The organism is Promicromonospora sukumoe, from assembly GCF_014137995.1.
Taxonomy (GTDB): Bacteria; Actinomycetota; Actinomycetes; order Actinomycetales; family Cellulomonadaceae; genus Promicromonospora; species Promicromonospora sukumoe.
This window is the reverse complement of sequence record NZ_JACGWV010000001.1, coordinates 3,344,883-3,368,754: the sequence shown is the minus strand read 5'-3', so window position 1 is coordinate 3,368,754 and position 23,872 is coordinate 3,344,883. Positions and strand designations below refer to the sequence as shown.

13 protein-coding genes are annotated in these 23,872 nt (G+C 72.4%); 10 read left to right on the top strand and 3 right to left on the bottom strand.

The window, feature by feature from the left end; genetic code table 11:
• From FHX71_RS14900 to FHX71_RS14865, 8 genes are all read left to right on the top strand, one after another.
• On the top strand, positions 1-4,503 hold the full coding sequence (locus tag FHX71_RS14900) for an FtsK/SpoIIIE domain-containing protein (protein WP_182617587.1): 4,503 nt from the start codon (positions 1-3) through the stop codon (positions 4,501-4,503).
• 169 nt (positions 4,504-4,672) lie between these two features.
• On the top strand, positions 4,673-5,947 hold the full coding sequence (locus FHX71_RS14895) for a HupE/UreJ family protein (RefSeq protein WP_312877056.1): 1,275 nt from the start codon (positions 4,673-4,675) through the stop codon (positions 5,945-5,947).
• A gap of 156 nt (positions 5,948-6,103) precedes the next feature.
• Entirely contained in the window at positions 6,104-8,554 is a 2,451-nt protein-coding gene (locus FHX71_RS14890) for a purple acid phosphatase family protein (protein ID WP_246402583.1), read from the top strand.
• A gap of 182 nt (positions 8,555-8,736) precedes the next feature.
• Positions 8,737-10,158, top strand: coding sequence for a COG1361 family protein (locus tag FHX71_RS14885; protein WP_182617566.1), 1,422 nt, complete (start codon positions 8,737-8,739; stop codon positions 10,156-10,158).
• Positions 10,159-10,289: 131 nt separating this feature from the next.
• Entirely contained in the window at positions 10,290-10,844 is a 555-nt protein-coding gene (locus tag FHX71_RS14880; protein ID WP_246402582.1) for a BMP family ABC transporter substrate-binding protein, read from the top strand.
• A 42-nt stretch (positions 10,845-10,886) separates the two neighbouring features.
• The gene (locus tag FHX71_RS14875) at positions 10,887-11,255 is read left to right on the top strand and encodes a DUF2200 domain-containing protein (protein ID WP_182617562.1); all 369 of its coding nucleotides are present in this window, start codon (positions 10,887-10,889) and stop codon (positions 11,253-11,255) included.
• A 372-nt stretch (positions 11,256-11,627) separates the two neighbouring features.
• Positions 11,628-13,589, top strand: a complete 1,962-nt coding sequence (locus FHX71_RS14870; RefSeq protein ID WP_182617559.1) for an HNH endonuclease signature motif containing protein — start codon at positions 11,628-11,630, stop codon at positions 13,587-13,589.
• Between the two features lie 445 nt (positions 13,590-14,034).
• Positions 14,035-15,423: a family 43 glycosylhydrolase gene (locus FHX71_RS14865; protein ID WP_182617556.1), complete on the top strand. Its 1,389-nt coding sequence runs from the start codon at positions 14,035-14,037 to the stop codon at positions 15,421-15,423.
• A gap of 100 nt (positions 15,424-15,523) precedes the next feature.
• Here the strand turns inward: FHX71_RS14865 and FHX71_RS14860 are convergent, their stop codons facing one another.
• The 3 genes from FHX71_RS14860 to FHX71_RS14850 all read right to left on the bottom strand — a co-directional run bounded on the left by FHX71_RS14860 (position 15,524) and on the right by FHX71_RS14850 (position 19,232).
• Entirely contained in the window at positions 15,524-17,155 is a 1,632-nt protein-coding gene (locus tag FHX71_RS14860) for a type 2 periplasmic-binding domain-containing protein (RefSeq protein ID WP_182617554.1), read from the bottom strand.
• An 89-nt stretch (positions 17,156-17,244) separates the two neighbouring features.
• On the bottom strand, positions 17,245-18,201 hold the full coding sequence (locus FHX71_RS14855; RefSeq protein WP_246402581.1) for a carbohydrate ABC transporter permease: 957 nt from the start codon (positions 18,199-18,201) through the stop codon (positions 17,245-17,247).
• Positions 18,198-19,232, bottom strand: a complete 1,035-nt coding sequence (locus tag FHX71_RS14850) for an ABC transporter permease (protein ID WP_246402580.1) — start codon at positions 19,230-19,232, stop codon at positions 18,198-18,200. Before FHX71_RS14850 ends, FHX71_RS14855 begins: the two co-directional genes overlap by 4 nt.
• A 503-nt stretch (positions 19,233-19,735) precedes the next feature.
• Here FHX71_RS14850 and FHX71_RS14845 point away from each other — a divergent pair.
• Positions 19,736-20,815, top strand: a complete 1,080-nt coding sequence (locus tag FHX71_RS14845) for a LacI family DNA-binding transcriptional regulator (protein WP_182617552.1) — start codon at positions 19,736-19,738, stop codon at positions 20,813-20,815.
• A 173-nt stretch (positions 20,816-20,988) separates the two neighbouring features.
• On the top strand, positions 20,989-23,838 hold the full coding sequence (locus FHX71_RS14840) for an AAA family ATPase (RefSeq protein WP_182617550.1): 2,850 nt from the start codon (positions 20,989-20,991) through the stop codon (positions 23,836-23,838).
• The last annotated feature ends 34 nt before the right edge of the window (positions 23,839-23,872 follow it).

The window sequence follows — 23,872 nt, the reverse complement described above, 5'->3', positions numbered from 1 at the left end:
ATGCACGCTCTGATCACCGTGCGCCACGGCGCGCGCGAGACGCTCCTGTCCCTGGACCTGGACGAGCGCACCAAGGCGGCCGACCTGGCCGAGCGGCTGGCCGCCGAGGTGGGCGCGCCGCGCGGCAGCACGATGTACGTGGACGGCCGCGCCGTCCAGGGGTACGGGGTGCAGGACCGGTCGGTCCACGGCACCGGCGGCACCAGCGGCGCCAGCGGCTCCAACGCCGCCGGCGCCGGCGCCGGCAACGGTGTCAGCGGGCAGATCCGGGACGCGCTCGGCCTGGACACCGACGTGCTGGCCGCCGACTCGGGCATCCGGGACGGTGCCGTCGTCACGTTCGCCGACCCCGGGGTCGGGAACGGCGTCGCGGGCGGCCCGGTCGACCTGTGCGTCACCGGCGGCCTCGGCACCGGCGCGGTCGCCCGGCTCGGCGTCGGCGAGTCGATCCTCCAGGTGGGCCCCGACGGCCGTGTGCGCGTCGACGAGCCGCGCGAGGGCGGGCTGCCCGCGATCGCCGTCGTCGTCGGGCTGGACGGCGCGGTGCGGGTGCGGCGCGTGCCGGACCCGCGCTCGTCGGGCCGGCTGGTCCACCTGGACCGGTCGGAGGAGCCGCTCGGCGAGACGGACGAGGCGTGGCCCGCGGGCACGCAGGTCCGGATCGGCCCGAGCGTCCTGACGGTCCAGCCGGCCACGCGGCCCGACGCCGACCTGCGGCCCGCGACCGAGCCCGGGCACCTGGACTACAACCGGCCGCCGCGGCTGCTGCCGCCGATGCCGCCCACGCACTTCCGGCTGCCGAGCGAGCCGGTGGCGCCCGCCCGGAACCCGCTGCCGTGGCTCGGCATGGCGATGCCCGCGGTGCTGGGCATCGTGATGGCGATCGTGTTCCAGTCGCCGTTCTACCTGATGTTCGCCCTGGCCTCGCCGCTGATGGGCTGGGGCAACTGGTGGATGTCCAAGCGCAACGGCACGATCACGCACAAGGAGCGCCTCAAGCAGCACGCCGAGGAGCGGGCCGCGCTGGAGGAGGAGGTCCTGGAGGCCGTGCGGCGCGAGCAGCACCGGCGCCGGGTCTCCAGCCCGGGCGCCGCCGAGCTGCGGCTGATCGCGACCACGCCGACGCGCCGCCTCTGGGAGCGCCGCAGCACCGACGGCGACCACCTCACGGTGCGGCTCGGGCTCGCGGACGCGACCAGCCGCGTCGAGGTCGAGGACAGCGCGGAGCCGGAGCACCGCCGCAAGACCCGCGCGACCGTCCGGTCCGTCCCGGTGACGGTGTCGCTCAAGGAGGCCGGCGTGGTCGGCCTGGCCGGCCCGGGGGACTGGCCGCGACGCCGGGCCCGGTGGATGGTGGGCCAGCTCGGCGTGCTGCAGAGCCCCCGCGACGTGCAGGTCTACCTGCTGACCAGCTCCGAGCACGTCCAGGACTGGTCGTGGGCGGCCTGGCTGCCGCACGCCCGCCCGGCGTTCGGCCAGGAGGCCGTCGCCCTGATCGGCACGACGACGGACACGCTGGCCGCCCGAGTCGCCGAGGTGAACTCGCTGATCACCCAGCGTCGCGCCGCGATGGAGGGGATGAGCGGCAAGGTCATGTCCGGCCCGCAGGTCGTCGTGGTGCTCGACGGCGCCCGCCGCCTGCGCGCGCTGCCCGGCGTCGTCTCCATCCTGCGCGACGGTCCCGGTGTCGGAGTGAGCGTCGTCTGCCTGGACGGCGACGAGCAGATGCTGCCCGAGGAGTGCACGGTCGTGGCGCTCGCCCGCGTGGACGGCGACATGACGCTGCGCCGGCAGGACGCCGACGACCTGCGCACCATCCTGGTCGACGAGGTGAACGACGACTGGTACGAGCCGGTGGCGCGCGCCGTCGCCGCCGTGCATGACGTGACCGCGAGCGAGGGCGAGGGCCTGATCCCCGACTCGGCGCGGCTCGTGGAGGTGCTCGACATCGAGGAGGTCGACGCCGACCAGATGGTCGCCCGGTGGCGGATGATCTCCAGCGGCGGCAAGGGCAGCACGGCGGCCGTCGTCGGCGTGTCCCTGGACGGGCCGTTCGTGCTCGACATGGTCCGCGACGGGCCGCACGCGCTGGTCGGTGGCACCACCGGTTCCGGAAAGTCGGAGTTCCTGCAGACCGTCGTCGCCTCGCTCGCCGTGGTGAACACGCCGGAGACCATGAACTTCGTGCTCGTCGACTACAAGGGCGGCGCGGCGTTCAGCCAGTGTGAGCAGCTTCCGCACACGGTCGGCATGGTCACGGACCTCGACACGCACCTGGTGGAGCGCGCGCTCGACTCGCTCCGCGCTGAGCTCACCTTCCGGGAGCACGTGCTGGCCGACGCCGGCGCGAAGGACCTGGAGGACTACCTCGACGCGCAGGGCCGCGGGTACGTGGGCCCCACGCTGCCGCGCCTGATGATCGTCATCGACGAGTTCGCGTCCATGGTGCGCGAGCTGCCCGACTTCGTCACCGGCCTCGTCAACATCGCCCAGCGAGGGCGGTCGCTCGGCATCCACCTCATCCTCGCCACGCAGCGCCCGTCCGGTGTCATCTCCCCGGAGATCCGCGCCAACACGAACCTGCGGATCGCCCTGCGGATGACGGACAAGAGCGAGTCCAAGGACGTCATCGACGCCAACGAGGCCGCGGAGATCGCGAAGACCCAGCCAGGCCGCGGCTACGCGCGCCTCGGGCACTCGTCGCTGGTCCCGTTCCAGTCGGCGCGCGTGGGCGGACGGCGCCTGTCGCTGTCCGACGTCGGGCAGGTCGAGGTGCCGTTCGTCGCCCGCATCCCCCTGACCGACCTCGGCGCCCCGACGCCCGCCCGGCCGCGGGTCAAGCGCCGCGAGGACGTCGAGACCGACCTCGCCGCGCTGGTCGACACGCTGCGGGAGACCGCGCGCGTCGGCGGCTGGGCGGAACCGCGCCGGCCGTGGCTGCCCGCCCTGCCGGACCTGCTTCCGTTCGGCGGCCTGGTGCAGCCGAGCATCCCGTCGCAGTTCGCCTGGGCGCTGGAGGACTCGCCGTCCGACCAGCGCCAGGGTCCCGCCGTGATCGACCTCGACGACTTCGGGCACCGGTACGTGGTGGGCGCGCCGGGCAGCGGCCGTTCGACGGTGCTGCGCACCAGCGCGTTCGCCGCGGCGAGCCAGATGTCGGTGGCCGACCTGCACCTGTACGCGATCGACTGCGGCAACGGCGCGCTGACGGTGCTCAACGAGCTGCCGCACACGGGCGCCGTCGTGCAGCGCGGGCAGGCCGAGCGCGCCAAGCGCCTGCTCACGCGCCTGCAGGCCGAGCTCGGGCGGCGCCAGCAGGTGCTCGCCGCCGGCAACTTCGCCAGCGTCACCGAGCAGCGCGAGCTCGCCGAGCCGGGCACCCGCCTGCCGCGCGTGCTCGTGCTGGTCGACCGGTGGGAGAGCTTCATGAGCACCTACGGCGAGGTCGACAGCGGCAAGCTCGTCGAGATCGTCCAGGAGCTCCTGCGCGACGGCGCTAGCGCCGGCATCCACCTCCTGGTGTCCGGCGACCGCAGCCTGCTCTCCAGCCGGATGAGCGTGCTGACCGACGACGCGCTCGTGCTGCGGCTCACCGACAAGTTCGACTACGGCATGGTGGGCATCGACCACAAGAAGCTGCCCGAGGAGATCCAGCCGGGACGGGCGTTCCGGTCGGGCAGCGGGCTCGAGGTGCAGGTGGCGATCCTGGGCGACGACCCCTCGGGCCGCGCCCAGACCAGCGCCGCCCGCGTCATGGCCGCCACGGTCCGGGAGCGGGAGGACGTGGTGCCCGGCACCGGCCCGTTCCGCGTGGACGACCTGCCCTCGACGATCACGGTCGACGCCGCCTACCAGTACGTGGGCCCCGAGGCCGCGCAGCCGATGTGGGCACTGCTCGGCGTCGGCGGTGACGACCTGACCGCGTTCGGCATGGACCTCGCCGGGGACGCGCCCGCGTTCCTGGTGGGCGGACCGTCGAAGTCGGGCCGGTCCACGATGCTGGCCGTCATGACGGAGTCGCTGCTGCGCGGCGGCACCCAGGTGGTCATCCTGGCGCCGCGGCCCAGCATCCTGCGCGACCTCGAGGGCCGCGAGGGGGTGCGCGCCGTCCTCACCGGTACGGAGCTCACCGAGGAGGACCTGATCCCGCACCTCGCCCCCGACGGCCAGCCCGTGGTGCTCGTCGTCGACGACGGCGAGCTCGTCGCCGACGTCCCCGCCAAGTCCTGGCTGCGCGGGTACCTGCGCACCGCCGCCGACAACCGGCGCGGGCTCATCCTCGGCGGCGACGCCTCCGAGGTGGCGAGCGGGTTCTCCGGCTGGCAGGTCGACGTCAAGAAGAGCCGCCGCGGTGCGCTGCTCAGCCCGCAGGACCGGTTCGACGGCGACCTCGTGGGCGCCAGCCTGCCGCGGTCGGCGGTCTCGACGCAGGTCACGCCGGGCAAGGCGCTGGTGCACCTGGGCTCGGGCGAGCTGATGACGGTGCTGGTGCCGACGCTGTAACTGCTTTGGGTTGTAGCTGCTTGGCGTGGGCTGATGCGAGCCGGGACCGGGATGCCGGTCCCGGCTCGCTGCTCTTGTTCTCCCGACCCTGTTCTCCCGACCCTGTTCGCCCGGCCCTGTTCGCGGGGCGTTCGTGGACCGTTCATCCCGGTGGTGGAGGGTGCCGCCCGTGCGTCGCTCCCTGACTGTCGCGGCAGCCTCCGCGCTGCTCGCCCTCCTCACCCTTCCCGTGCTCACCACGCTCGCCGCCCCGGCGGGCGCGCACGGCTTCACCTCCACGGTCTACGCGGACGCCGCGACCCCCGAGCCGGGCGTCGTGCGCACCGAGCTCGGCCTCGAGTACGACCTGCTGGTCGTCTCCGCCGCCGAGTACCAGGACGACCGCGCCTTCTTCGACGAGGGCATGGCGCTCTGGGAGACCGGCGAGGAGCCGACGGCGCTCGCCGCCCACGCCGACACCGTGCTCGGCTACGTCACCGACCGCTTCCAGGTCACGGTCGACGACGTCGCGTGCGCGCCCGCGCAGGTCGGCGGTTTCGAGATCACCGAGCGCGAGGGCGTGCCGTACGCCGTCGTCGTGCTCGACCATGACTGTGGTGCTGGTGAGCGGGGCGAGCCGGGCGAGCCCGTCGACTACGAGGTGCGCAGCACCCTCTTCGCCGATGACGAGGGCTACGTGACCGGCACGACGACGATCCTCGACTACGAGCTCGACGGCGCCGCCGGCAGCGCGGCGCTCACCCAGCACACGCCGTCCTTCTCGACCGTCGAGCACTGGTACGAGCGCATGGGTCACTTCTTCGTGCTGGGCGCGGAGCACCTGCTGCTCGGCCCGGACCACCTGCTGTTCCTGCTCGCGCTCATCGTGGGTTCGCGCCGCCTGCGCGACGTCGTGCTCGCCGCGACGTCGTTCACGCTGGCGCACTCGGTGACGTTCCTGCTGGCCGCGCTCGGTGTGGTCAGCGCGCCGGCCGCCGTCGTCGAGCCGGTCATCGCGCTGTCGATCGCCGTGGTGGCGGCCTGGCACGTGTGGGGGATGTGGCGGGGGCGGGGAGCGGCGTCGTACGGGGGCGTGCTGAGGGGTGAGGGCGCGCTGGAGCCGGCGCGTGCCGGACGGCTCGGGCTGGAGCGGGCTGGACCCGACCGGGCCGACTGGTTCCGGCTCGCCGTCGTCTTCGGCTTCGGCCTGGTGCACGGGCTCGGGTTCGCGGGGGCGCTCGGCATCGACGAGCCGTTCTCCTGGACGCTGCTGTGGTCGCTGCTGGTGTTCAACGTGGGCATCGAGGCGGTCCAGCTCGCCATCATCGCGTTCGTCTTCCCGCTGCTGATCCTGCTGCGGCGCAGGGCGCCGCGCGTCGCGCTGTGGACGGGCGTCGTGCTCGCGGCCGGGGTGACGGTCGTCGGCCTGTTCTGGTTCGGGCAGCGGGTGCTCGGGCTGGGCTGACCTGGGACGACGTGGGTGGCGGGGCGGCCGGGCCAAAAGATCACCCGCCGTCGTACCGCATGTTCACCTGCCGCTCATCCCGCCGTCGGCGCCGATTCGTGTCCCGGGGCAAGTGTCTGCTCGGCGCCGCTCGGCGCTCCCTTCACTGGAGGACTCATGCAAGCGAATGACCATCGCCCGGCCGCGCCCTTGCGCGGCTGGGGTCGTTCAGCCGTCGCGGCGGTGGGGCTCGTCTCCGTCGTCGCCGGCGGCCTGACCTACGCCGCGACGTCGGCGGGCGCGGCGGACCTGCCGGAGACGTTCCTGGGTGACACGACCACCTGGACGTACTCGGACGACAACACCGACCCGGCCGCGGGCAACGCGGACCGGCTCACCTGGACCCGGGCCGGGTTCGACGACTCGGGCTGGAAGCACGCCACCGGGCCGTTCGGCGCGAAGAACGGCTCGCCGACGCCGGACCTCGGCTCCGGCTTCCCCGTGACCACGGTGCTCGACCACTACGTGGACCCGACGGCGTCGACCAAGGTCGCGATCCCGACCTACCACCTGCGCACCACGTTCGACCTCACGGCCGACCAGCTCGCCGACATCACGTCGCTGCGCGGCGACGTGACGTTCGACGACGCGGTGCAGGTCTTCGTCAACGGCACCAAGGTGGCCGGCTTCGTCGACGAGCGCGTCGAGGCCGTCCCCGACGCGCAGAAGAACCTGACCTACGCCGGCGCCAGCGCCGGCAACCCGGTCAACCAGAAGTTCAGCGTGCCGGCCGACGTGCTCGAGCCCGGCGTGAACACCCTGGCGATCGGCCTCTACAACGACCGGGCGAGCAGCTCCGACGTGTACCTCGACCTCGCGTCGCTGGTCCCGGTCGAGGTGCCGGAGGAGGAGCCCACCACCACGGTGACCGACCTCGTGCTCGGCATCGGGGCCAACCAGGCCGAGCGCAACCTCGCCTGGTACTCCGACCAGGACACCGAGCAGGTCGCCCAGATCGCGCCCGCGGGCGAGGTCGTGAACGGGGTCTTCCCGGACGACGCCGTCAGCGTGGCCGCCACGGGTGGCCCGTCGTCGAGCGGTGAGTTCTACCGCCACGCGACGTTCACCGGGCTGGAGGAGAACACCGCGTACTCCTATCGGGTCGGTACCGAGGGTGCGGCCGGCGCCGAGGGCGCCTGGTCGGCGGTCTCGACCTTCCGCACGCAGGCGTTCGACGGCGACTTCAACTTCCTGTTCTTCGGCGACCCGCAGCTCGGCTCGTCCGGCAACGTGCCGCGCGACACCGAGGGCTGGGTCGACACGCTCGACGTCGCCACCGCCGCCTACCCGGACGCCGAGATGCTCTTCTCGGCCGGTGACCAGGTCGAGTCGGCGAGCAGCGAGGCGCAGTACGACGCCTTCCTGTCGACCGACCACCTGCGCCAGATCCCGTTCGTGGCGACCAACGGAAACCACGACGTCGGCAACAAGGCGTACCGCCAGCACTTCAACACGCCGAACCTCGACGAAACGGCGGGCCCCGGCTCGGGCAGCAGCTCGGGCGGCGACTACTGGTTCGTCTACAACGACGTGCTGTTCCTCAACCTCAACTCCAACAGCCGCGACTACGCCTCGCACGAGCGGTTCGTGCGCGAGACCGTCGCGGAGCACGGGGACGAGGCCAAGTGGAAGGTCGTGTCGTTCCACCACTCGATCTACTCGGTGGGCCCGCACGCCACCGACAGCGACGTGATCGACCGCCGCAACACGTGGCCCACGCTCTTCTCCGAGCTCGGCATCGACCTGGTGCTGCAGGGCCACGACCACAGCTACGCCCGCTCGTACCTGATCCGCAACGGCGAGAAGGCCGACCCCGCCGAGGAGGCGGGCGCCGACATCCTCACCCCGGGCCCCGGAGGCGTGCTGTACGTGACGGCCAACTCGGCGTCCGGCTCGAAGTACTACTCGGCGAACGCGGCCGGCTCCTGGTGGCTCTCCGCCTTCAACCAGGAGAACGTGCGCAACTACACGGCGGTGGAGGTGGCCGACGACGCCATCTCGGTGCGGACCATCCGCTCCGAGGCCAAGGACGCCGACCGCCCCGTGAACTCGGTCGTGGACCAGGTGACCATCGCCAAGCCGGTCGACCCGAACACCCAGAAGCTCCAGGTCGTGGTGCCCCAGGGCGCCCCAGGCGAGTTCGTCTGGAGCATCGACGGCGCCAACACGCTGGTCGACCTCGGTACCGCCGAGGCCGCCGGCGACCACTACGCCGCCGACGGTTCGATCAACCCGATCCGGGTGACCGACACGCGCCGCGGCGGCCCGCAGTGGTCGCTCTCCGCGCAGGTGGGCGACTTCACCTCCGGTGACCAGTCGTTCTCCGGCAAGTACCTCGGCTGGACCCCCGACGTGATCGAGGCGGGCGGCGGCTCCGTCGCCGGCGCCAAGATCGCGACCGGGTTCGACGGCGGACCGGGTCTGTCCCAGTCCGCGACCCTCGGCCGCGCCGGGGCCGGCCACACCACGGGCTCGGCGCTCTTCGGCGCCGACCTCGACCTGAAGATCCCCGTCGACGTCACCGACGGGACCTACCGGGCGACGCTCACGCTGACCGCGCTGAGCTGATCCTGCGCTGACCGGGTGCTGGGCCGGCCTGCCGGCGGCCCGGCACCTGGTCGGCCAGGCAGGGGTCGGCGTCGGGCGGGCGGCGCTCTCACGAGGAGCGTCGTCTGCCCGGGGCCTGACGCAAGTACCGCGGTCTCTCGCACCCCCCAGTTTTCTCGTACCGCACCATCGAAGGAAGTCCCATGTCCGTGTCCGTCGTCCGCACGACCACGCGCCGTGCCGCTCGCTGCTCAGCCGTGCTCGCAGCTTTGGTCGTCACCCTTGGCACCGCGGTCGCCGGCCCGTCGGCCGCCGCTGCACAGGCTGCCGCACCGATGGTCGTGCCCGCCGCCGTGCCTGCCGCCCCGCCTGCAGCAGTGCCTGCCGCCGTGTCCGCCGCCGCGCCCACCGACGACGTGACCTGGGGCGTACGCACCGCGACCAACGAGCAGGGGACCGAACGGGAGAACTTCCGCTACACCGTGGACCCGGGCGCCAAGGTGTCCGACGAGCTCATCGTCACCAACCACGGCGAAGGCACGCTCATGCTCGACGTCTACGCCGCCGACGGCTACACGACGACCACGGGTCAGCTCGACGTCCTGACGCGTGACGACGGGAACGCCGCCGCTGACGAAGCAGGTTCCGACGATGCGAGTTCCGACGGGGCAGCCTCTGACGAAGCAGCCTCCGACGAGACGGGTTCGGTGAACGTCGGCGCCTGGCTCGACCCCGCCGTCGGCCAGGTGCGCCTCGCACCCGGCAAGAGCGCCGACATCCCCTTCACGCTCCAGGTGCCCGACGACGCCACGCCCGGCGACTACGCCGGAGCCATCCTGACCTCCCGCACCGTGACCGCCGACGAGGCCGGGCTCGACTACGAGACCCGCTCCGGCATCCGCGTGTACCTGCGCGTGGCCGGCGACCTCGAACCGAGCCTCACCGTGACCGACGCCGACGTCGAGTATCACCAGACCCTCAACCCGTTCGGTGCCGGGGACGCGACCGTCACGTACATGGTTCGCAACGACGGCAACGTGCGCCTGGCCGCCGACCAGGAGGTGAGCGTCGCCGGCCCGTTCGGCTGGCTCGCCGCGCAGGGCACCGCCGACGGCCTGCCCGAGCTCCTGCCGGGCGAGTCCTGGCCCGTGTCGGTGCCGGTCGAAGGCGTGGTGCCGCTGTTCTGGCTCGGCGCCGACATCCGGCTCGTCGCGCAGTTACCCGACGTCGCGGGCGCGACTCCCGGCGTCGCTCCCGTCGAGGCCCACACGTCGGGCTGGGCCGTTCCGTGGCTGCTGATCGCCGTCGCGGTGCTGCTGGTCGGCGGCGTCTTCCTCATCGTGCACCGCCGTCGGACGCGCGGGCAGCGCGAGGACGCCCGCGTGCAGGCCGCGGTCGCGAAGGCGCTCGCGGAGCGCGAGGCTGCCGGAACTGGCGCCGGCGCTACCCCGGACGGCGCCGGGGCGGCGGCTGAGTTGGCGCAGGCTGAGCCCAGCAGGGCCGAGTCGAGCGAAGCCGAGCTAAACGAAGCTGAGTCGGGCAAGGCTGGGTTGGCGGAGGCTGAGCCGAACCAGGCCGAGCCGACACAGGCCGGGCCGACGCCGTCCGGGGCGGTCGCACCATGAGGCGCCCGGTGTCGGGCGTCCGCCGCGCTCTGTTCGCAGGCCTGGCCGCAGCCGGCGTCGCCTTCACACTCGCCGCGTGCGGTGCGACGGGGCCGGATGGTTCCCCGGACGGAGCCGCCAGCCCAGAGCCCTTGACCGGTTTCGCCGCGCGGTTCGTCGGGTCCAGTCACCAGCCCGCGCCCGAGGTGACGGTGCGCCCCACGCCAGGCACCTGGGACGACGTCGCTGCGCCCGCCGAGTACTCGATGGTCGTCATCGCTCCGGGCGACGACCCCACGACCGCGACTCTGACGGCCGCGGTGGAGCACTACGCAGCGGAGCACGGGGCGGACCTGACCGTGCTGCCCGCCCGCGACCACGACGAGGTCGAGCAGCGTATCGACGAGGCCGTGGCGGCCGCGCCGGACCTCGTGGTCGGCGTCGGCGACGGCGTCGTGGACGTGTTCTCCCTGATCACCGCCCAGTACCTGGAGACCGACTTCCTGGTGGTCGGCGCGCAGCTCCCGGAGCCGACCCACAACGTGACCGCCGTCGTCTGGCCGGGCGCGGAGTTCCGGGGAACTGCACTGGGCAACGACCCCGCCCACGCGAACGCGGTCACGCCCGGTCGTGCGCGCGAGGCAGTCGCGGCCGGGACGGCGAGCGTGCTGCACGATCTGACGGGGATCGTCATCGAGCTCGGCTAGCGGTCCTGGGGTGATGCCAGAGGCTTCGGCTAAGGTCGGGACATGGCACGCCACCGGATCTTCGCGATGAGCTTCGCCAGCATCTACCCGCTCTACGTGCAGAAGGTGGAGCGAAAGGGCCACACCACGGCCGAGCTGGACCAGGTCATCACCTGGCTCACGGGCTACGACGACGCAGGGCTGCGCCAGGTCATCGACAGCGAGGTCGACCTGGAGACCTTCTTCGCGCAGGCCCCCGCGATGAACCCGAACGTGTCCCTCATCAAGGGCGTCATCTGTGGCTACCGGGTCGAGGACATCGAGGATCCGCTGATGCAGCAGATCCGCTACATGGACAAGCTCGTCGACGAGCTGGCCCGCGGCAAGAAGATGGCGTCGATCCTGCGCGGGAGCGCGACGCCGGCTGTCTGAGCCCGACGGCGCGGCGCTTCGTTCCTGGCCGTGGCAGGCGCTCGCGGCCGATGATCCTCGTCGCCGCAGGTCAACGGGGGCGTCCCGCTGCGCGCGGCGCGTTGACGATCGCGTTGCCCCGGCAACTGCAGTGATCGCGGCGTGCTGCCGTGACGCTGCACGGGGGCAGGCTGAGTCTGAGCGTGTCATCACCGAGACCAACCCCTTCTCTGCTGAGGTGCGACGAGGCCTCTGAGGTGTGCCTCCCGAGCAACCGTAAGCCCTTCTGAGCCTCGCGAAGGGTTATCCACAGATTTCAAATGCGCCTCGCGATGCGTATGAATGTTCGAGACAATGGTGTCAGGCGAACAGTGAGGACAGGGGGTGGCATCGATGGAGTCAAACAACGGGACGGGTCCGGGAGAGGTGCCCCCGACTGGTGCGGGTGGTGCTGGTGCTGGTGCTGGTGCTGGTGCTGGTGCTGGTGGCGGTGCCGTGGGTGTGGGTGTGGGTTCGTTGGAGGGTGTGCTGGCCCGGGTCGAGGCCGTGGTCGGTGAGCTGGCGGGTCTGCTCACCCCGAAGGTGCTGCAGGGGTGGGAGTCCCCGTCGGTGGGCCGGTTGGTGGACGCGCATTCCCGGATTCGTCGGGTGACGGGCCGGCTGGACGGGGTGCGGTTGACGGTGCTGCCGCGGATCGAGGACGACGGTTCCTGGCGCTCCGGCGGCATGACCCGCACCTTCGCGTCCTGGCTCCGGCTGCGCGAGGGCGTCTCGGCGTCCACGGCCCGTAAGGACGTGACCACGGCCCGCCGCCTGGCGACCGCGCTGCCCGCCACACGTGAGCGCCTGGTGAATGGCGCCGTGGGGGTGGATCACGCCCGGGTGATGACGGAGGTCGCGCCCACCAGCGAGACCCGAGAAGACGCCCTGGCGTGGTTGATCGACACCCGCACCGGTGAGCCGACGACCCCGGAGGCGTTCGTGCACACGGTCGCGGTCGACCTGCCGGACCCGCAAGACGACCCGGACGGCACCCTGACCCGCGACCAGATCACGCAGGTCCTGCAGACCGCGATCAGCGAGGGAACCTTGGTCACGGGTGAGGGCCTGGTCCTACACGAGGCGGGGGTGTTGAACGCGGACCAGTTCCGGATCGTGGCCCGCCGGTTCGCGACGGTCACCGACCCCGACACCGACGACCTCGACGACGACAAGGCCGCCGCCGGTGAGTTCCTGGACGTGTCCAAGACGCTGGGCGGCTACCACGTGGCCGGGTTCCTCACCGACGAGCACGGGCTCTTGCTCTCCACGGCGATCACCTCGCTCTTGGGCGCCCCAGCGGCGGGCGACGACCGGTCGGCTGGTCAGCGTCGGGCGCAGGGCCTGGCCGATGTCGCGCGTCTGGTCCTGGACACCAACCAGGCCTCCCCGGGCGCGTCGATCCTCCCGCACCTGAACGTGACGGTGTCCTGGTCGGAGCTGGTCACCCAGGTCACCCGCACCCGCGACGGCTCCTGCCTGACCTGCGGCCAGACCGCCCCCGGACGGCCGGCCCGGGGGAGTAGCCGACGGTCCGGGGCTGCACTGCCTGGCGGCGCGGCAGGTGCGGGCACCCCGACCAACCCAGACGGACCGGCGCAGACCGCAGGATCGTCTGCTGCGGGTGCTGCGGGTGCTGCGGGTGCTGCTGGTGGGTCTAACCTGCCGGGCATGGTGGGTCAGCCCAGCACATTGGCGGCTGGTGGATCCGGTGCCGGTCCCGGTGCAGAGGTCCCGACCGTTCCGGCGGGATCCGCGGGGGCCGCGGGATCATCTGGTGCTGGTGGCGCGGGGTTGTTGTCGTCTGGTGGTGGGGTGTTTTCGGAGTCGGGTGGTCGGGTGCCGCGGGGGTTGTTGCGGCGGTTGGCGTGTGACAGTGCGGTCACCCGGGTGGTGTTCGGGCCGGATGGTGCGGTGGTAGATGTGGGTCGGGCGCAGCGGACGGTCTCGGGGCAGATGCGTCGTGCGGTGATCGCACGGGACGGGCATTGTGTGTTCCCGGGGTGTGATCAGCCGCCGTCGCGGTGCGAGGTGCATCACGCGGTGACGCACTGGGCCCAGGGTGGTGCCACGTCCGTGAGCAACAGTGCGTTGGTGTGCTGGTTCCATCACCAGCTCGTCGATACCCGGGGTATCGCCATGGCCTGGGCCGGTAAACCCACCACGAGCACCACGGCCGGGGCGCTGGTGGAGACGGGGTGGGCGTTCACCGACGCGCGCGGCCACAACATCTGCCTACCGGAAGCGATCGAATCCGCACCGGACAGCGGCGGGTTCGACGACCAGGCCGGCACGCCGCCGGCTGTGGCTGCATGACCGCCACGGCCGGACGGGGGCGTTGCAAGCCGAGCGCGGGTTCGGACGGAACCCTGCTGAGTCCGACGACCAGGCCGGCACACCGCCGGCGGCGGCCGCTGACCATCACCTGCCCGTCGGGTCGCATGATCATCACGGCTGCACGGCTGCACGGCTGCACGGCTGCACGGCTGCACGGCTGCACGGCTGCACGGCTGCACGGCTGCACGGCTGCACGGCTGCACGGCTGCACGGCTGCACGGCTGCACGGCTGCACGGCTGCACGGCTGCACGGCTGCACGGCTGCACGGCTGCACGGCCGGGTGGTGCGGGACCGCGCGGCCCAAGTGACGAATGACGCGCGTGTCGAGCCTTTCTGTCACGTCTTGAGCGGCGGAATTCCGCCGGTTAGCGTCGCGTCCGGACGCGCGGCGACGGCGCCGCACGAGGAACGGAGGGTGTGCCCGTGACAGATCCAGCGAACGGATTTCCTGTCGACCGGCGGTCGCTTCTGGCGGGTGCCGCCGGGGTCGCCGGCTCCCTGGTGGCGGGCCTGGCCCTGCCTGCCACGGCCGCCGCGACACCAGGCCGTGGGCCAGGCGGTCCCGGCGGAGGACCTGGTGGGCCCGGCGGCCCCGGGGGCCGCTACCCCGCGAACTGGCCCGACCCCGAGCCGTATGGCCTCGCGGACACCCGGCAGGATCTCTGGCCGCGCGACGACAACTCGTTCGTCCTGCCGCTTGAGCTCCGCCCCCGGGACGAGGAGCTCGGCCGCGTCTGGATCCGTGACACTTACGTCAACTGCTTCGTCGTGGACGGCAAGCCGGTCTACGTCGCCACGGGCACGACGCGGGTTCCCGGACTCCCGGCGGCCGGTCCGTGGAACGACGGCATCTTCCTGTGGCTGGCCCCGTCGCTGCGCGGCCCCTGGCGCCTCGCGGACACGACGGGCATCCGGCCCGACGCCGAGAAGGGCAAGGTCTGGTCGCCCGAGTTCGTGGGCGAGAACCGGCCGGGCCGTACCGTCGTCGCGCCGTGGCAGGAGTACTGGGACGACCACGGCCAGTTCGGCAAGCGCGGCAACGCCTGGGCGCCGGAGGTGCACTACTTCCGCGGCACCTGGTACATCGTGGCCTGCATGGGCGACCACTCCACGAAGGTCGGCTCGTTCCTGCTGATCAGCGAGGGCGGACCCGAGGGCCCGTACCGGCTCGCCGAGGGCAATGTCGACAAGCCGTTCGGGGACTCGTTCATCGGCGGGCCGTCGTTCATCGCGCCCGGCGCGTACCACCACATCGACGGCAGCATCTACACCGAGGACGACGACGCCTGGCTGGTGCTGCACAACCACCTGTACGCCCCGTTCCGGGACGACATGGAGGACATCGTCCCGACGACGGACCTGCCGCTCTTCCAGCAGACGCCGTACGCGCCCGAGCCGTACCTGGAGGGCGCCTACGTGTTCAAGCACGGCGGCAAGTACTTCCTGCTCCACGCGGCGTGGGACCGCACGTCGACCAACCCGGACGGGACCACGCGGAACGCCTACGACACCCCGGGCGCCGGTCGGGTGCAGTACCAGTACGACGCCGTCGTCGCCGTCGCCGACCGGTTCGAGGGACCGTACTCGGAACGCTGGACGGCGGGGGTGGGTGCGGGGCACAACAACTTCTTCCTCGACCACCACGGCCGGCCGTGGGCCACGTTCTTCCGGAACCCGGCCGCCGGATTCTGGGCCGACCCGTCGCGGGTCGGCGAGGCGGCGTCGGCCGGCGTCGTCCGCCTGGAGTGGACGGGACCGGAGGGCAACCGCCTCTACGCGGCCCGCCGCCCGGGTCACCGACCGCGAGACTGAGATGTTGAGTGCTGGGTATTTGCGGAATCAGGCAGTCTGATTCCGCAAATACCCAGCACTCAACGCTCCAGCCGCCCGGCGGGCGAAGGGTCAGGGCCGCTCAGCCCTGGCGTTCCGCGAGGGCCTTCTGGTACTCGTCCCGGATCGTGTCGCCGCCGCCCTTGGCCCACGCCGAGGCGGCGTCGGCCCAGGCGGTGACCGGCTTGCGGCCGGCCATGATGTCCGACTCCGTGGACACGAGCTTCTCGCCGAGCTGGCCGCCCTTGCGGCTCGCCGTGTCGCTGAACAGGCCCTGCACCGGGTTGGCCACGGCGGTCGGCACGACGGCGGCCTGGGCGTCGTGCTCGGCCTGCGCGACGTCGGGGTCGCCGGCCTGGAAGTTGACCCAGGGGCCCTCGACGACGTACTTGAGCCCGAGCTGGATCTCGGTGCGGCCCTGCTCGGTGAGCACGGGGTCGGTGCCGTCGAGCTCGTGGTGCACGCCCTCGACGCCGTAGGTGCGGAAGAGGTGCTCCTCCGAGCCGAACGGGGCGGCGAGGTAGTTGATCACGTCGAGCAGCGCCTCGACGCGGCCCTCGGACTTCTTGCTGATCGACGTGATGTTCTGGACCGGCGCTCCGAGGTGGATGCCCGCCGTGCCGCCGCCCTCGGCGAGCGGGGGCGCCGCGACGGCGAGCCGGAAGTTCTCGTCGATCGGGTAGTTGGAGAAGTCCGGCCACGCGCTGAACGTGTCGTCAAGCATGCGGATGGTGCCGTTGACCAGCCAGGTCTTGCGCTGCGGCTGGGTGGCGGGGACGCCGTCCGGGTGCACGAAGCCGTCGGCGACGAGGCGCCGCCCGAGCTCCAGGGCCTCCTGCTGGCGCTCGTGCAGGTTCGCGCTGGTGAGCTTGCCGCCGTCCTCGGACCAGCCGTTCGGGATCTCGAACATCTGCCGGAGGTGTCCCAGCGGCACCCGGCCGAGTGCCCAGGTGTTGCCGCCCGAGAGCTCCTTGCACAGGTCGTAGAACTCCTCGGCGGAGGTCACGTTCGGGTCGATGCCCTCGGCCTCGAACCAGTCCTGACGCGCGTAGAACACGTTGCTCTGCGCCGGGCCGCGGGGCACCGGGACGGCGAAGATCTTGCCGTTGTAGACGCAGGACTGCCAGCTCTCCGTGGGGATGTTCGCCAGGAACGGGTACTTCTTCACGGCGTCGCCGGAGAGGTACTCGGTCAGGTCGGTGGCGCGCTCCTCGAGCAGGCTCGGCAGGCCGGGGACGTCGCCGGAGAACATCTCGAAGATGTCCGGCAGTCGGTCGCCGGCCACCGTCGTCTGGAACCGGTCGGAGTAGTCGCCGGCCGGGGTGAGCGCGATCGTCAGCGCGAACCCGAGCCGCTCGTGCAGCTCCTGCCAGTAGGCGTTCTTGTCGGCCCCCGGCGGCACCGGCGTGTTGGTCAGACCGAAGATGCCGACGTCCTCGCCGTCGCCCGGCTGTCCGTTGGTGACCTTCTTGGGGCTGGCGGGGTACTTCAGCATGGTGTCGGGCACGCCGTCGGTGCCCTTGATGTCGATCGGCACGCCGTCGTACGGGATGTACGTGGGTAGCGCGACGGTGGCGTTGCCGGTCAGGGCACCGCCGCCGCGGCCCTCGTTGCTGCAGCCGGCGAGGCCGAGCACGGCGAACGCGCCGAGGCCCATGCCTCCCATCAGCAGGTTGCGGCGGCTGATGTTCGTCTCCGTGAGCAAACGGTTCATGACTACTCCTCATCGAGCGGGGAAAGCGGGGAAAGCAGCTGGGGCGAAACGAGCGGGGAGAAAGCGGGTGCCGGACGGCGCAGTGCGGGTCAGCCCTTCACGGCGCCCGTGAGCATCCCCTTGGCGAAGTGGCGCTGCAGGAACGGGTAGACCAGCAGCACCGGCACGATGGAGACCACGAGGATCGCCATCTGCAGCGACGTCTGGGGCGGCAGGGAGGCGGCGTCGATGCCGAGGTCCTGCGAGCCGAGCTGGGCGCCGTCGACCACGTACGTGCGCAGCACGAGCTGCAGCGGCCACTTGCTCGCGTCCGACATGTAGAGCAGCGCGTTGAAGAACGCGTTCCAGTAGCCGACGCCGTAGAACAGGCCGACGACGGCGAGCACCGGCTTGGACAGCGGCAGGCCGATGCGCCAGAAGAGCTGCCACTCGGTGGCGCCGTCGATGCGCGCGGCGTCGATCACCTCGTTCGGGAGCTGCACGAAGAACGCCCGCACGACCACGACGTTGAACGCGGAGACCGACGTCGGGATGATCAGCGCCCACAGCGTGTCCAGCAGGCCGAGCCGCTGGACCACGAGGTAGCTCGGGATGATGCCGGGGTTGAACAGCAGGCTGATCAGCACCAGGAGCAGCATCGCCCGGACGCCGAACGCGCCCTTGCGGCTCAGCGCCCAGCCGAGCGTCGTCGTCAGGGCGAGGCTCAGGGCGGTGCCGATCGCCGTGACGAGGAAGCTGATCCACAGCGCCTGCGTGACGACGCCGCCGGCGAAGATCATCTGGTAGGCGCTCAGGTCGATCCCGGTGGGCAGGAGCACGAAGCCCCCGGCCTCGGTGACCTGCTCGGGCGTGGCCAGGCTGGTCGAGATGATGCCGACGAACGGCAGGATCACCAGCGCGCAGGCGATGGTCAGCACGACGCCCTTGACCGTGCGCTCCAAGGGGCCGGGCATCGCGACGCCGTCGACCACGGGGCGGGTGCGGGGGCGTCGTCGGTCGTTCGGTCCTGTGGTGCGGGACCTTTCGACGGTGGTGGTCGTGCTCATGCTCGGTACACCCCTTCCTCGCCGAAGGCGTGGGCGGTCTTGTTGGCGACGAGGACCAGGACCAGGCCGATCAGGCCCTTCACGAGGCCGACGGCTGCCGCGACACCCCAGAACCCGCCCAGGACGCCCTGGTTGTAGACGTAGGTGTCCAGGACGTCGGACACGCCGAGGCCCACCGCCTGCTGCTGGAGGATGAGTTGCTCGAAGCCGACGCTCAGGGAGTCGCCGAGCTTGAGGATGAGCAGCATGATGATGATCGGCCGCATGCCCGGGAGCGTGATGTGCCAGGTCTGGCGCCAGCGCGACGCGCCGTCGACGGCCGAGGCCTCGTACAGCGACTTGTCGATCCCGGCGAGCACCGCGAGGAACAGGATGGTCGCCCACCCGGTGTCCTTCCAGATCACCTGCGACGTGAGGAGCGCGTAGAAGGCGTCCGAGTTGCCGATGATGTCCAGCGGCTCCCACCCGTGCGAGCGCAGGAAGTTGTTGATCAGCCCGGCGCCGCCGAGGATCTGCTGGAACACCGCGACGACGATCACCCAGGACAGGAAATGGGGCAGGTACAGGATCGACTGCACCCACTGGCGCACACGGTTGGACACCAGGCTGTGCAGCAGCAGCGCCAGGATGATCGGCGCCGGGAAGACGAAGACCGTCTGCAGCAGCGTGATGATCAGCGTGTTGCGCAGCGCGGCCAGGAACTCCGGGTCGCCGGAGAACAGGATCTGGAAGTTCTCGAACCCGACCCAGAGGCTGCGCTCGACACCGAGGTACGGCTGGTAGTCCTGGAACGCGATGACGTTGCCGCCGAGCGCCAGGTACTGGAAGACGACGATGACCGCCATCCCGGGCAGCGCCAGCAGCAGCACCGCGCGGTCGCGCGCCAGGCGCTTCCACCACGGCAGCGGACGGCGGGTCGACGGCGACCCGCCGTTGTCGCCACCGCCGTCGGAACTGCCGTCGGAACTGCCGCGGGCACTGCCGTCGGAGGCCGCCCGCCGGCTCGCGGCCGACTCCTTGACGGCGGTCATCCGGCGACCTCTGGCGCGCCACAGCTGGTCAGCGCTCTGGTCAGTGCTGTGGGCGGCACTGTCGGCAGCGCTGTGGAAGGCACAGCGGCCGCGTGCTGATGCAGGGGCTCAGGCATGGTGGTGCTCCTCGGTGATCGGGCAGGCGGCCCGGGGCGTTGTCCCGGGCGTGGACGACCTTCCGGACCGGGTCCGGAGGCTGCTGGTCGTCGCGCGCTGCGCTGGTTGTCGCGTGCTGTCGGCCCCGCGCCGCGGACGACGGCACGAGACCTGGTACATCGTTGTTCCACGGCTGCTCCGTTGCAGAGTGATCGATCACCGCTCGCGGGTTAGGCTAGGAGGTGATCGATCACTTCGCAAGGGTCCCTCCAGCGGAGATGCCTCCGTAGGTGCCTCCGGGGAGCCTGCCGAGGTGGTCGGGACGGCGACCGACGGTGCGTGCCAGAATGCTGGGGTGCCACAGGGTGCGGGGGCTGACAAACGGCGCTGACCAGCGAGGACGGGGCATGGTGAACGAGAGCTCGACCGGCACTTCGACGGGCACTTCGACGGGCAGCTCGACAGACACGGCGAAGGGTGGCCGGCGCGCGACCATCTGGGAGGTCGCGAAGGTCGCGGGCGTCTCCCACCAGACCGTCTCGCGCTACCTGCGCAACGACGCGAAGATGCGGCCCGAGACGGTGGCCCGTGTGCGCCAGGCCGTCGAGGAGCTCGACTACCGGCCCAACCTGACCGCGCGGTCCATGCGTACCCGCCGCAGCGGCCGGGTCGCCGTGCTGCTTCCCGCGGTCGCCACCTACGGTCCGCCGCAGATCCTGAGCGGCGTCATGGAGGTGGCCCACGAGCACGGGTACACGGTCGAGGCGTTCAGCGTCGAGGGGTCCCCGGCCGACCGTTTCGAGCGCGTGCGGGAGCTCGCGGACTCGGGTCAGGTCGAGGGGGTCCTCGCGCTCGCGCCGCTGCCGCCCGGTTCCGGCGGACGGTTCCCCGAGCGGGCCGCGATCGTCGTGTCCGCGGACTACGACGACAAGTTCCGCGGCGTCGGCGAGCTCGCCGACGGCTCGCCCGTCGAGGACCTCGTCGTGCGCCTTGCCGAGCTGGGCCACCGCAGGTTCCTGCACGTGACCGGCGCGCTCGACTACGCCTCCGCGCGCGGACGCCGCGACGTCTTCGTGGCGACGGTCGAACGGCTCGGGCTCGGGCCGGCCCAGGTCATCGAGAGCGACTGGTCGGCCGAGGGCGCCCGCGAGGCGGTGCTCGCCCTGCCCGAGCGGGACCACCCGACCGCCGTCGTCGCGGCGAGCGACATCGGCGCGGCCGGCGTCGTCCTGGCCGCACGCGAGCGCGGCTGGACCATCCCGGGGGACCTGAGCGTGACGGGCTGGGACAACAACCTGCTCGGGGCGTACCTGGAGCCGACGCTGACCACGGTCCGGGTCGACCACCGCAAGCTCGGCCGGGCGGCCATGGCCCGGCTGGTCGAGACTCTCCAGCCGGGGACCGCCGCGCGCGGTTCCGACCCGGCGTCGGACGGCCCGCTGAACACGATCATCTGGCGCGGCTCGACGGGCCCGCCGCCGTCGTAACTTCCCCCGCCCGCCCCGCCCCGTACGGGGCTTCGTTGAGTGCTGGATATTTGCCCTGCTGGAGCGCTGAAAAGGGCGAATACCCAGCACTCAACGAAGGCCGGGTGGGCAGGTCGGTGGCAGGAGAGGGGCGGGGGATCGGGGTGCAGCTGGGTCTCGATAACGTACGGCGCATGGGGACGTCGGGTGAGGTGCGTGGGTCGTTCGTCGACGGCGGGCAGGTCGGGGACGCGCTCGTCGGCAGGGCCCGCGAGATCCAGCGCGTCGACGACCTGACGCGGGCCGCGCAGGCGGGCGAGGGCGGCGCGCTCGTCCTGCGCGGCGAGGCCGGTATCGGCAAGAGTGCCTTGCTGGACCGGGCCCGGCGGTCGGCGTCGGGGTTCCGGGTGGTCGCCGTGTCCGGTTCCGAGTACGAGGCGGAGCTGCCGTTCGCCGCCCTGCACCAGCTCTGCCTGCCTGTGCTGGGGCACCTCGACGAGCTGCCGGAGCCGCAGCGCGACGCACTCCGGGTCGCGTTCGGGCTGACGACGGGCACCCCGGACCTGTTCCGCATCGGGCTGGCGGCCCTGGGCCTGTTCGCGGCCGCGGCCCGGGAGCGCCCGCTCCTCTGCCTCGTCGACGACGCCCAGTGGCTCGACGCCGCGTCGTCGCGGGCGCTCGCGTTCGTGGCCCGGCGGGTCGCGGCGGAGCCCGTCGCCCTGGTGCTCGCCGTCCGGCTGCCGTGCGCGGCGGGCGAGCTGGACGACCTGCCGGGCCTCGCCGTCGGCGGGCTGAGCGATGCCGAGGCGCGGTCGCTGCTCGCCGCGCAGAGCCACGAGACCCTCGACGAGCAGGTGCGCGACCGGATCGTGGCCGAGGCGCGGGGCAACCCGCTGGCCCTGCTCGCGCTGCCCCGGGCGGGCGGGTTCGCGCCGCCGGACACGTCGCCGGTGCCGAGCCGCGTCGAGCGCGGGTTCCGCGAGGCCCTGACCGGCCTGCCCGACGACGCCCGGCTGCTGCTGACGGTCGCGAGCGCGGACCCGACCGGCGACCCCGGCCTCCTGTGGCCCGCCGCGCGGCACCTGGGCCTCGACGTCGCGACGGTGTCCGCGGCCGCGGCCGGTACCGGGCTGGTCGAGCTCGGCACCCGCGTCCGCTTCTTCCACCCGCTGGCCCGGGCGGCGGTGTACGAGGCCGCCGGGGCGGACGAGCGCCGCGCCGCGCACCGGGCGCTCGCCGCGGTCACCGACCCGGTCGTGGACCCGGACCGGCGCGCCTGGCACCGCGCCCAGGCGGAGGCGGGGCCCGACGACGACGTCGCCGCCGAGCTGGAACGGTCCGCGTCCCGTGCCCGCTCGCGGGGTGGCGTCGTGGCCGCGGCCGCCTTCCTCGAACGGGCGGCGGAGCTGTCGCTGGACGCCGGCCTGCGGACCGGCCGGACGCTCGCGGCGGTCGGCGCTCTGCTCGACGCCGGCGCGGTCGACCGGGCCGCGGAGCTGCTCGCCGCCGTCGACGGGGCTGGTGGTGACGGGGCTGGCGGTGAAGGAGCTGGCGGTGACGGGGCCGGTTCTGACACGGCCGGTACTGACAACATCCAGCTCGCCGAGGCCGACCTCCTGCGGGGCCGGATCGCCTTCGTGCAGCCGGGCGACTCGAACGGGCCGCTCTTCATGCTGCGCGCCGCCCGGCGCCTCGCGGCGTCGGACCCGGAGCGGTCCCGCGAGAGCTACCTGGAGGCGCTCGAGATGGCGCAGCTCGTGGGCCGGGGGACGGGCATGACGGACCGGGTGCTCGCCGCGGCTCTTGAGGCCGACCAGCTGGAGACCGACCATCTTGAGACCGACCAGCACGCCCCGGCCGGCACCGCTTCCCGCGCCCCCGACGTCCTCGACGCGCTCACCGTGCTCGCGTCGCGGGGCCACCGCGCCGCCGTCCCGCTGATCCGGGACGTCCTGGCCGGCGCCGACGGCGCGACGTGGACCCGGCACCCCGCCCTCGCGATCACGCTCGCCGCCGAGCTGTGGGACCCGCACACCCACGCGACGATCCTCGAGTGGCTGATGAAGACGGGCCGCGAGTCGGGGTCGCCGCTGGTGCTGCGGCTCGGTCTCGCGCAGGCGGCGTCGAACGCCGCCCTGACCGGCGACCTCGACGGCGCGCTGGCCGCCGTCGCGGAGGAGGCCGCCATCGCGGACGCCACCGGCGGCACCTCGGTGATGTACCACCGGCTGCAGCTCGCCGCGATGCGCGGACGGCGGCAGGAGGCGGAGCAACTGTTCGAGGCGGCCGTCGCGACGGCCGCGGCCCAGGGCGAGGGACAGCTCGTCGCCAACGTGCACTGGGCCGAGGCGGTGCTGAACAACGGCCTCGGCGACTACCCGGCGGCGCTCGCGGCGGCCCGGAAGGCAGTCGATCTCGACGACCTCTTCATCGCCGGGTTCTCCCTGCCCGAGCTGGTCGAGGCGGCGGTCCGGTGCGGCGAGCGTGCTGCCGCCGTCGGCGCCCTGGCCGCCCTGACCGAACGGACCGAGGCGAGCGCGACCCCGACGGGCCTGGGGATCGCCGCCTACGCGCGCGGCCTGGTGACCGGGGCCGAGGACGACTACCGGGAGGCCGTCGAGCACCTCGCCGACAGCCCGCTGCTCCCGTACCGCGCCCGGGCGCACCTCCTGTACGGGGAGTGGTTGCGGCGTGCGGGCCGACGTCGGGACTGCCGGCCGCACCTGCGGACCGCGCACGAGCTGCTTTCCGGGGCGGGCATCGAGGCGTTCGCGCGCCGGGCCGCCGACGAGCTCCGTGCGACGGGCGAGACAGCGCGCAGCCGGTCCGGGCACACCCGCGACCAGCTCACGATGCAGGAGCTGCACATCGCCCGGCTGGTCGCCACGGGCGCGACGTCGAACGAGGTGGCGGGCCGGCTGTTCATCAGCCCGCGCACCGTGGACGCCCACCTGCGCAACATCTACCGGAAGCTCGGCATCAGCTCCCGGCGGCAGCTCCGGGACCTGCCGGACCTCCGGCCGGCGGCAGGCGTAATTACGTAGTTCTTGCCGACGCGACGAGGGACCCGCTCGCGGG

What these genes read in the sequence shown, in the direction of transcription:
- FHX71_RS14900 (WP_182617587.1), top strand. Translation starts at nt 1, where the DNA reads ATGCACGCTCTGATCACCGTGCGCCACGGCGCGCGCGAGACGCTCCTG.
- FHX71_RS14890 (WP_246402583.1), top strand. Translation starts at nt 6,104, where the DNA reads ATGCAAGCGAATGACCATCGCCCGGCCGCGCCCTTGCGCGGCTGGGGT.
- FHX71_RS14885 (WP_182617566.1), top strand. Translation starts at nt 8,737, where the DNA reads ATGTCCGTGTCCGTCGTCCGCACGACCACGCGCCGTGCCGCTCGCTGC.
- FHX71_RS14875 (WP_182617562.1), top strand. Translation starts at nt 10,887, where the DNA reads ATGGCACGCCACCGGATCTTCGCGATGAGCTTCGCCAGCATCTACCCG.
- FHX71_RS14870 (WP_182617559.1), top strand. Translation starts at nt 11,628, where the DNA reads ATGGAGTCAAACAACGGGACGGGTCCGGGAGAGGTGCCCCCGACTGGT.
- FHX71_RS14860 (WP_182617554.1), bottom strand. Translation starts at nt 17,155, where the DNA reads ATGAACCGTTTGCTCACGGAGACGAACATCAGCCGCCGCAACCTGCTG.
- FHX71_RS14855 (WP_246402581.1), bottom strand. Translation starts at nt 18,201, where the DNA reads ATGAGCACGACCACCACCGTCGAAAGGTCCCGCACCACAGGACCGAAC.
- FHX71_RS14850 (WP_246402580.1), bottom strand. Translation starts at nt 19,232, where the DNA reads ATGACCGCCGTCAAGGAGTCGGCCGCGAGCCGGCGGGCGGCCTCCGAC.
- FHX71_RS14845 (WP_182617552.1), top strand. Translation starts at nt 19,736, where the DNA reads ATGGTGAACGAGAGCTCGACCGGCACTTCGACGGGCACTTCGACGGGC.
- FHX71_RS14840 (WP_182617550.1), top strand. Translation starts at nt 20,989, where the DNA reads ATGGGGACGTCGGGTGAGGTGCGTGGGTCGTTCGTCGACGGCGGGCAG.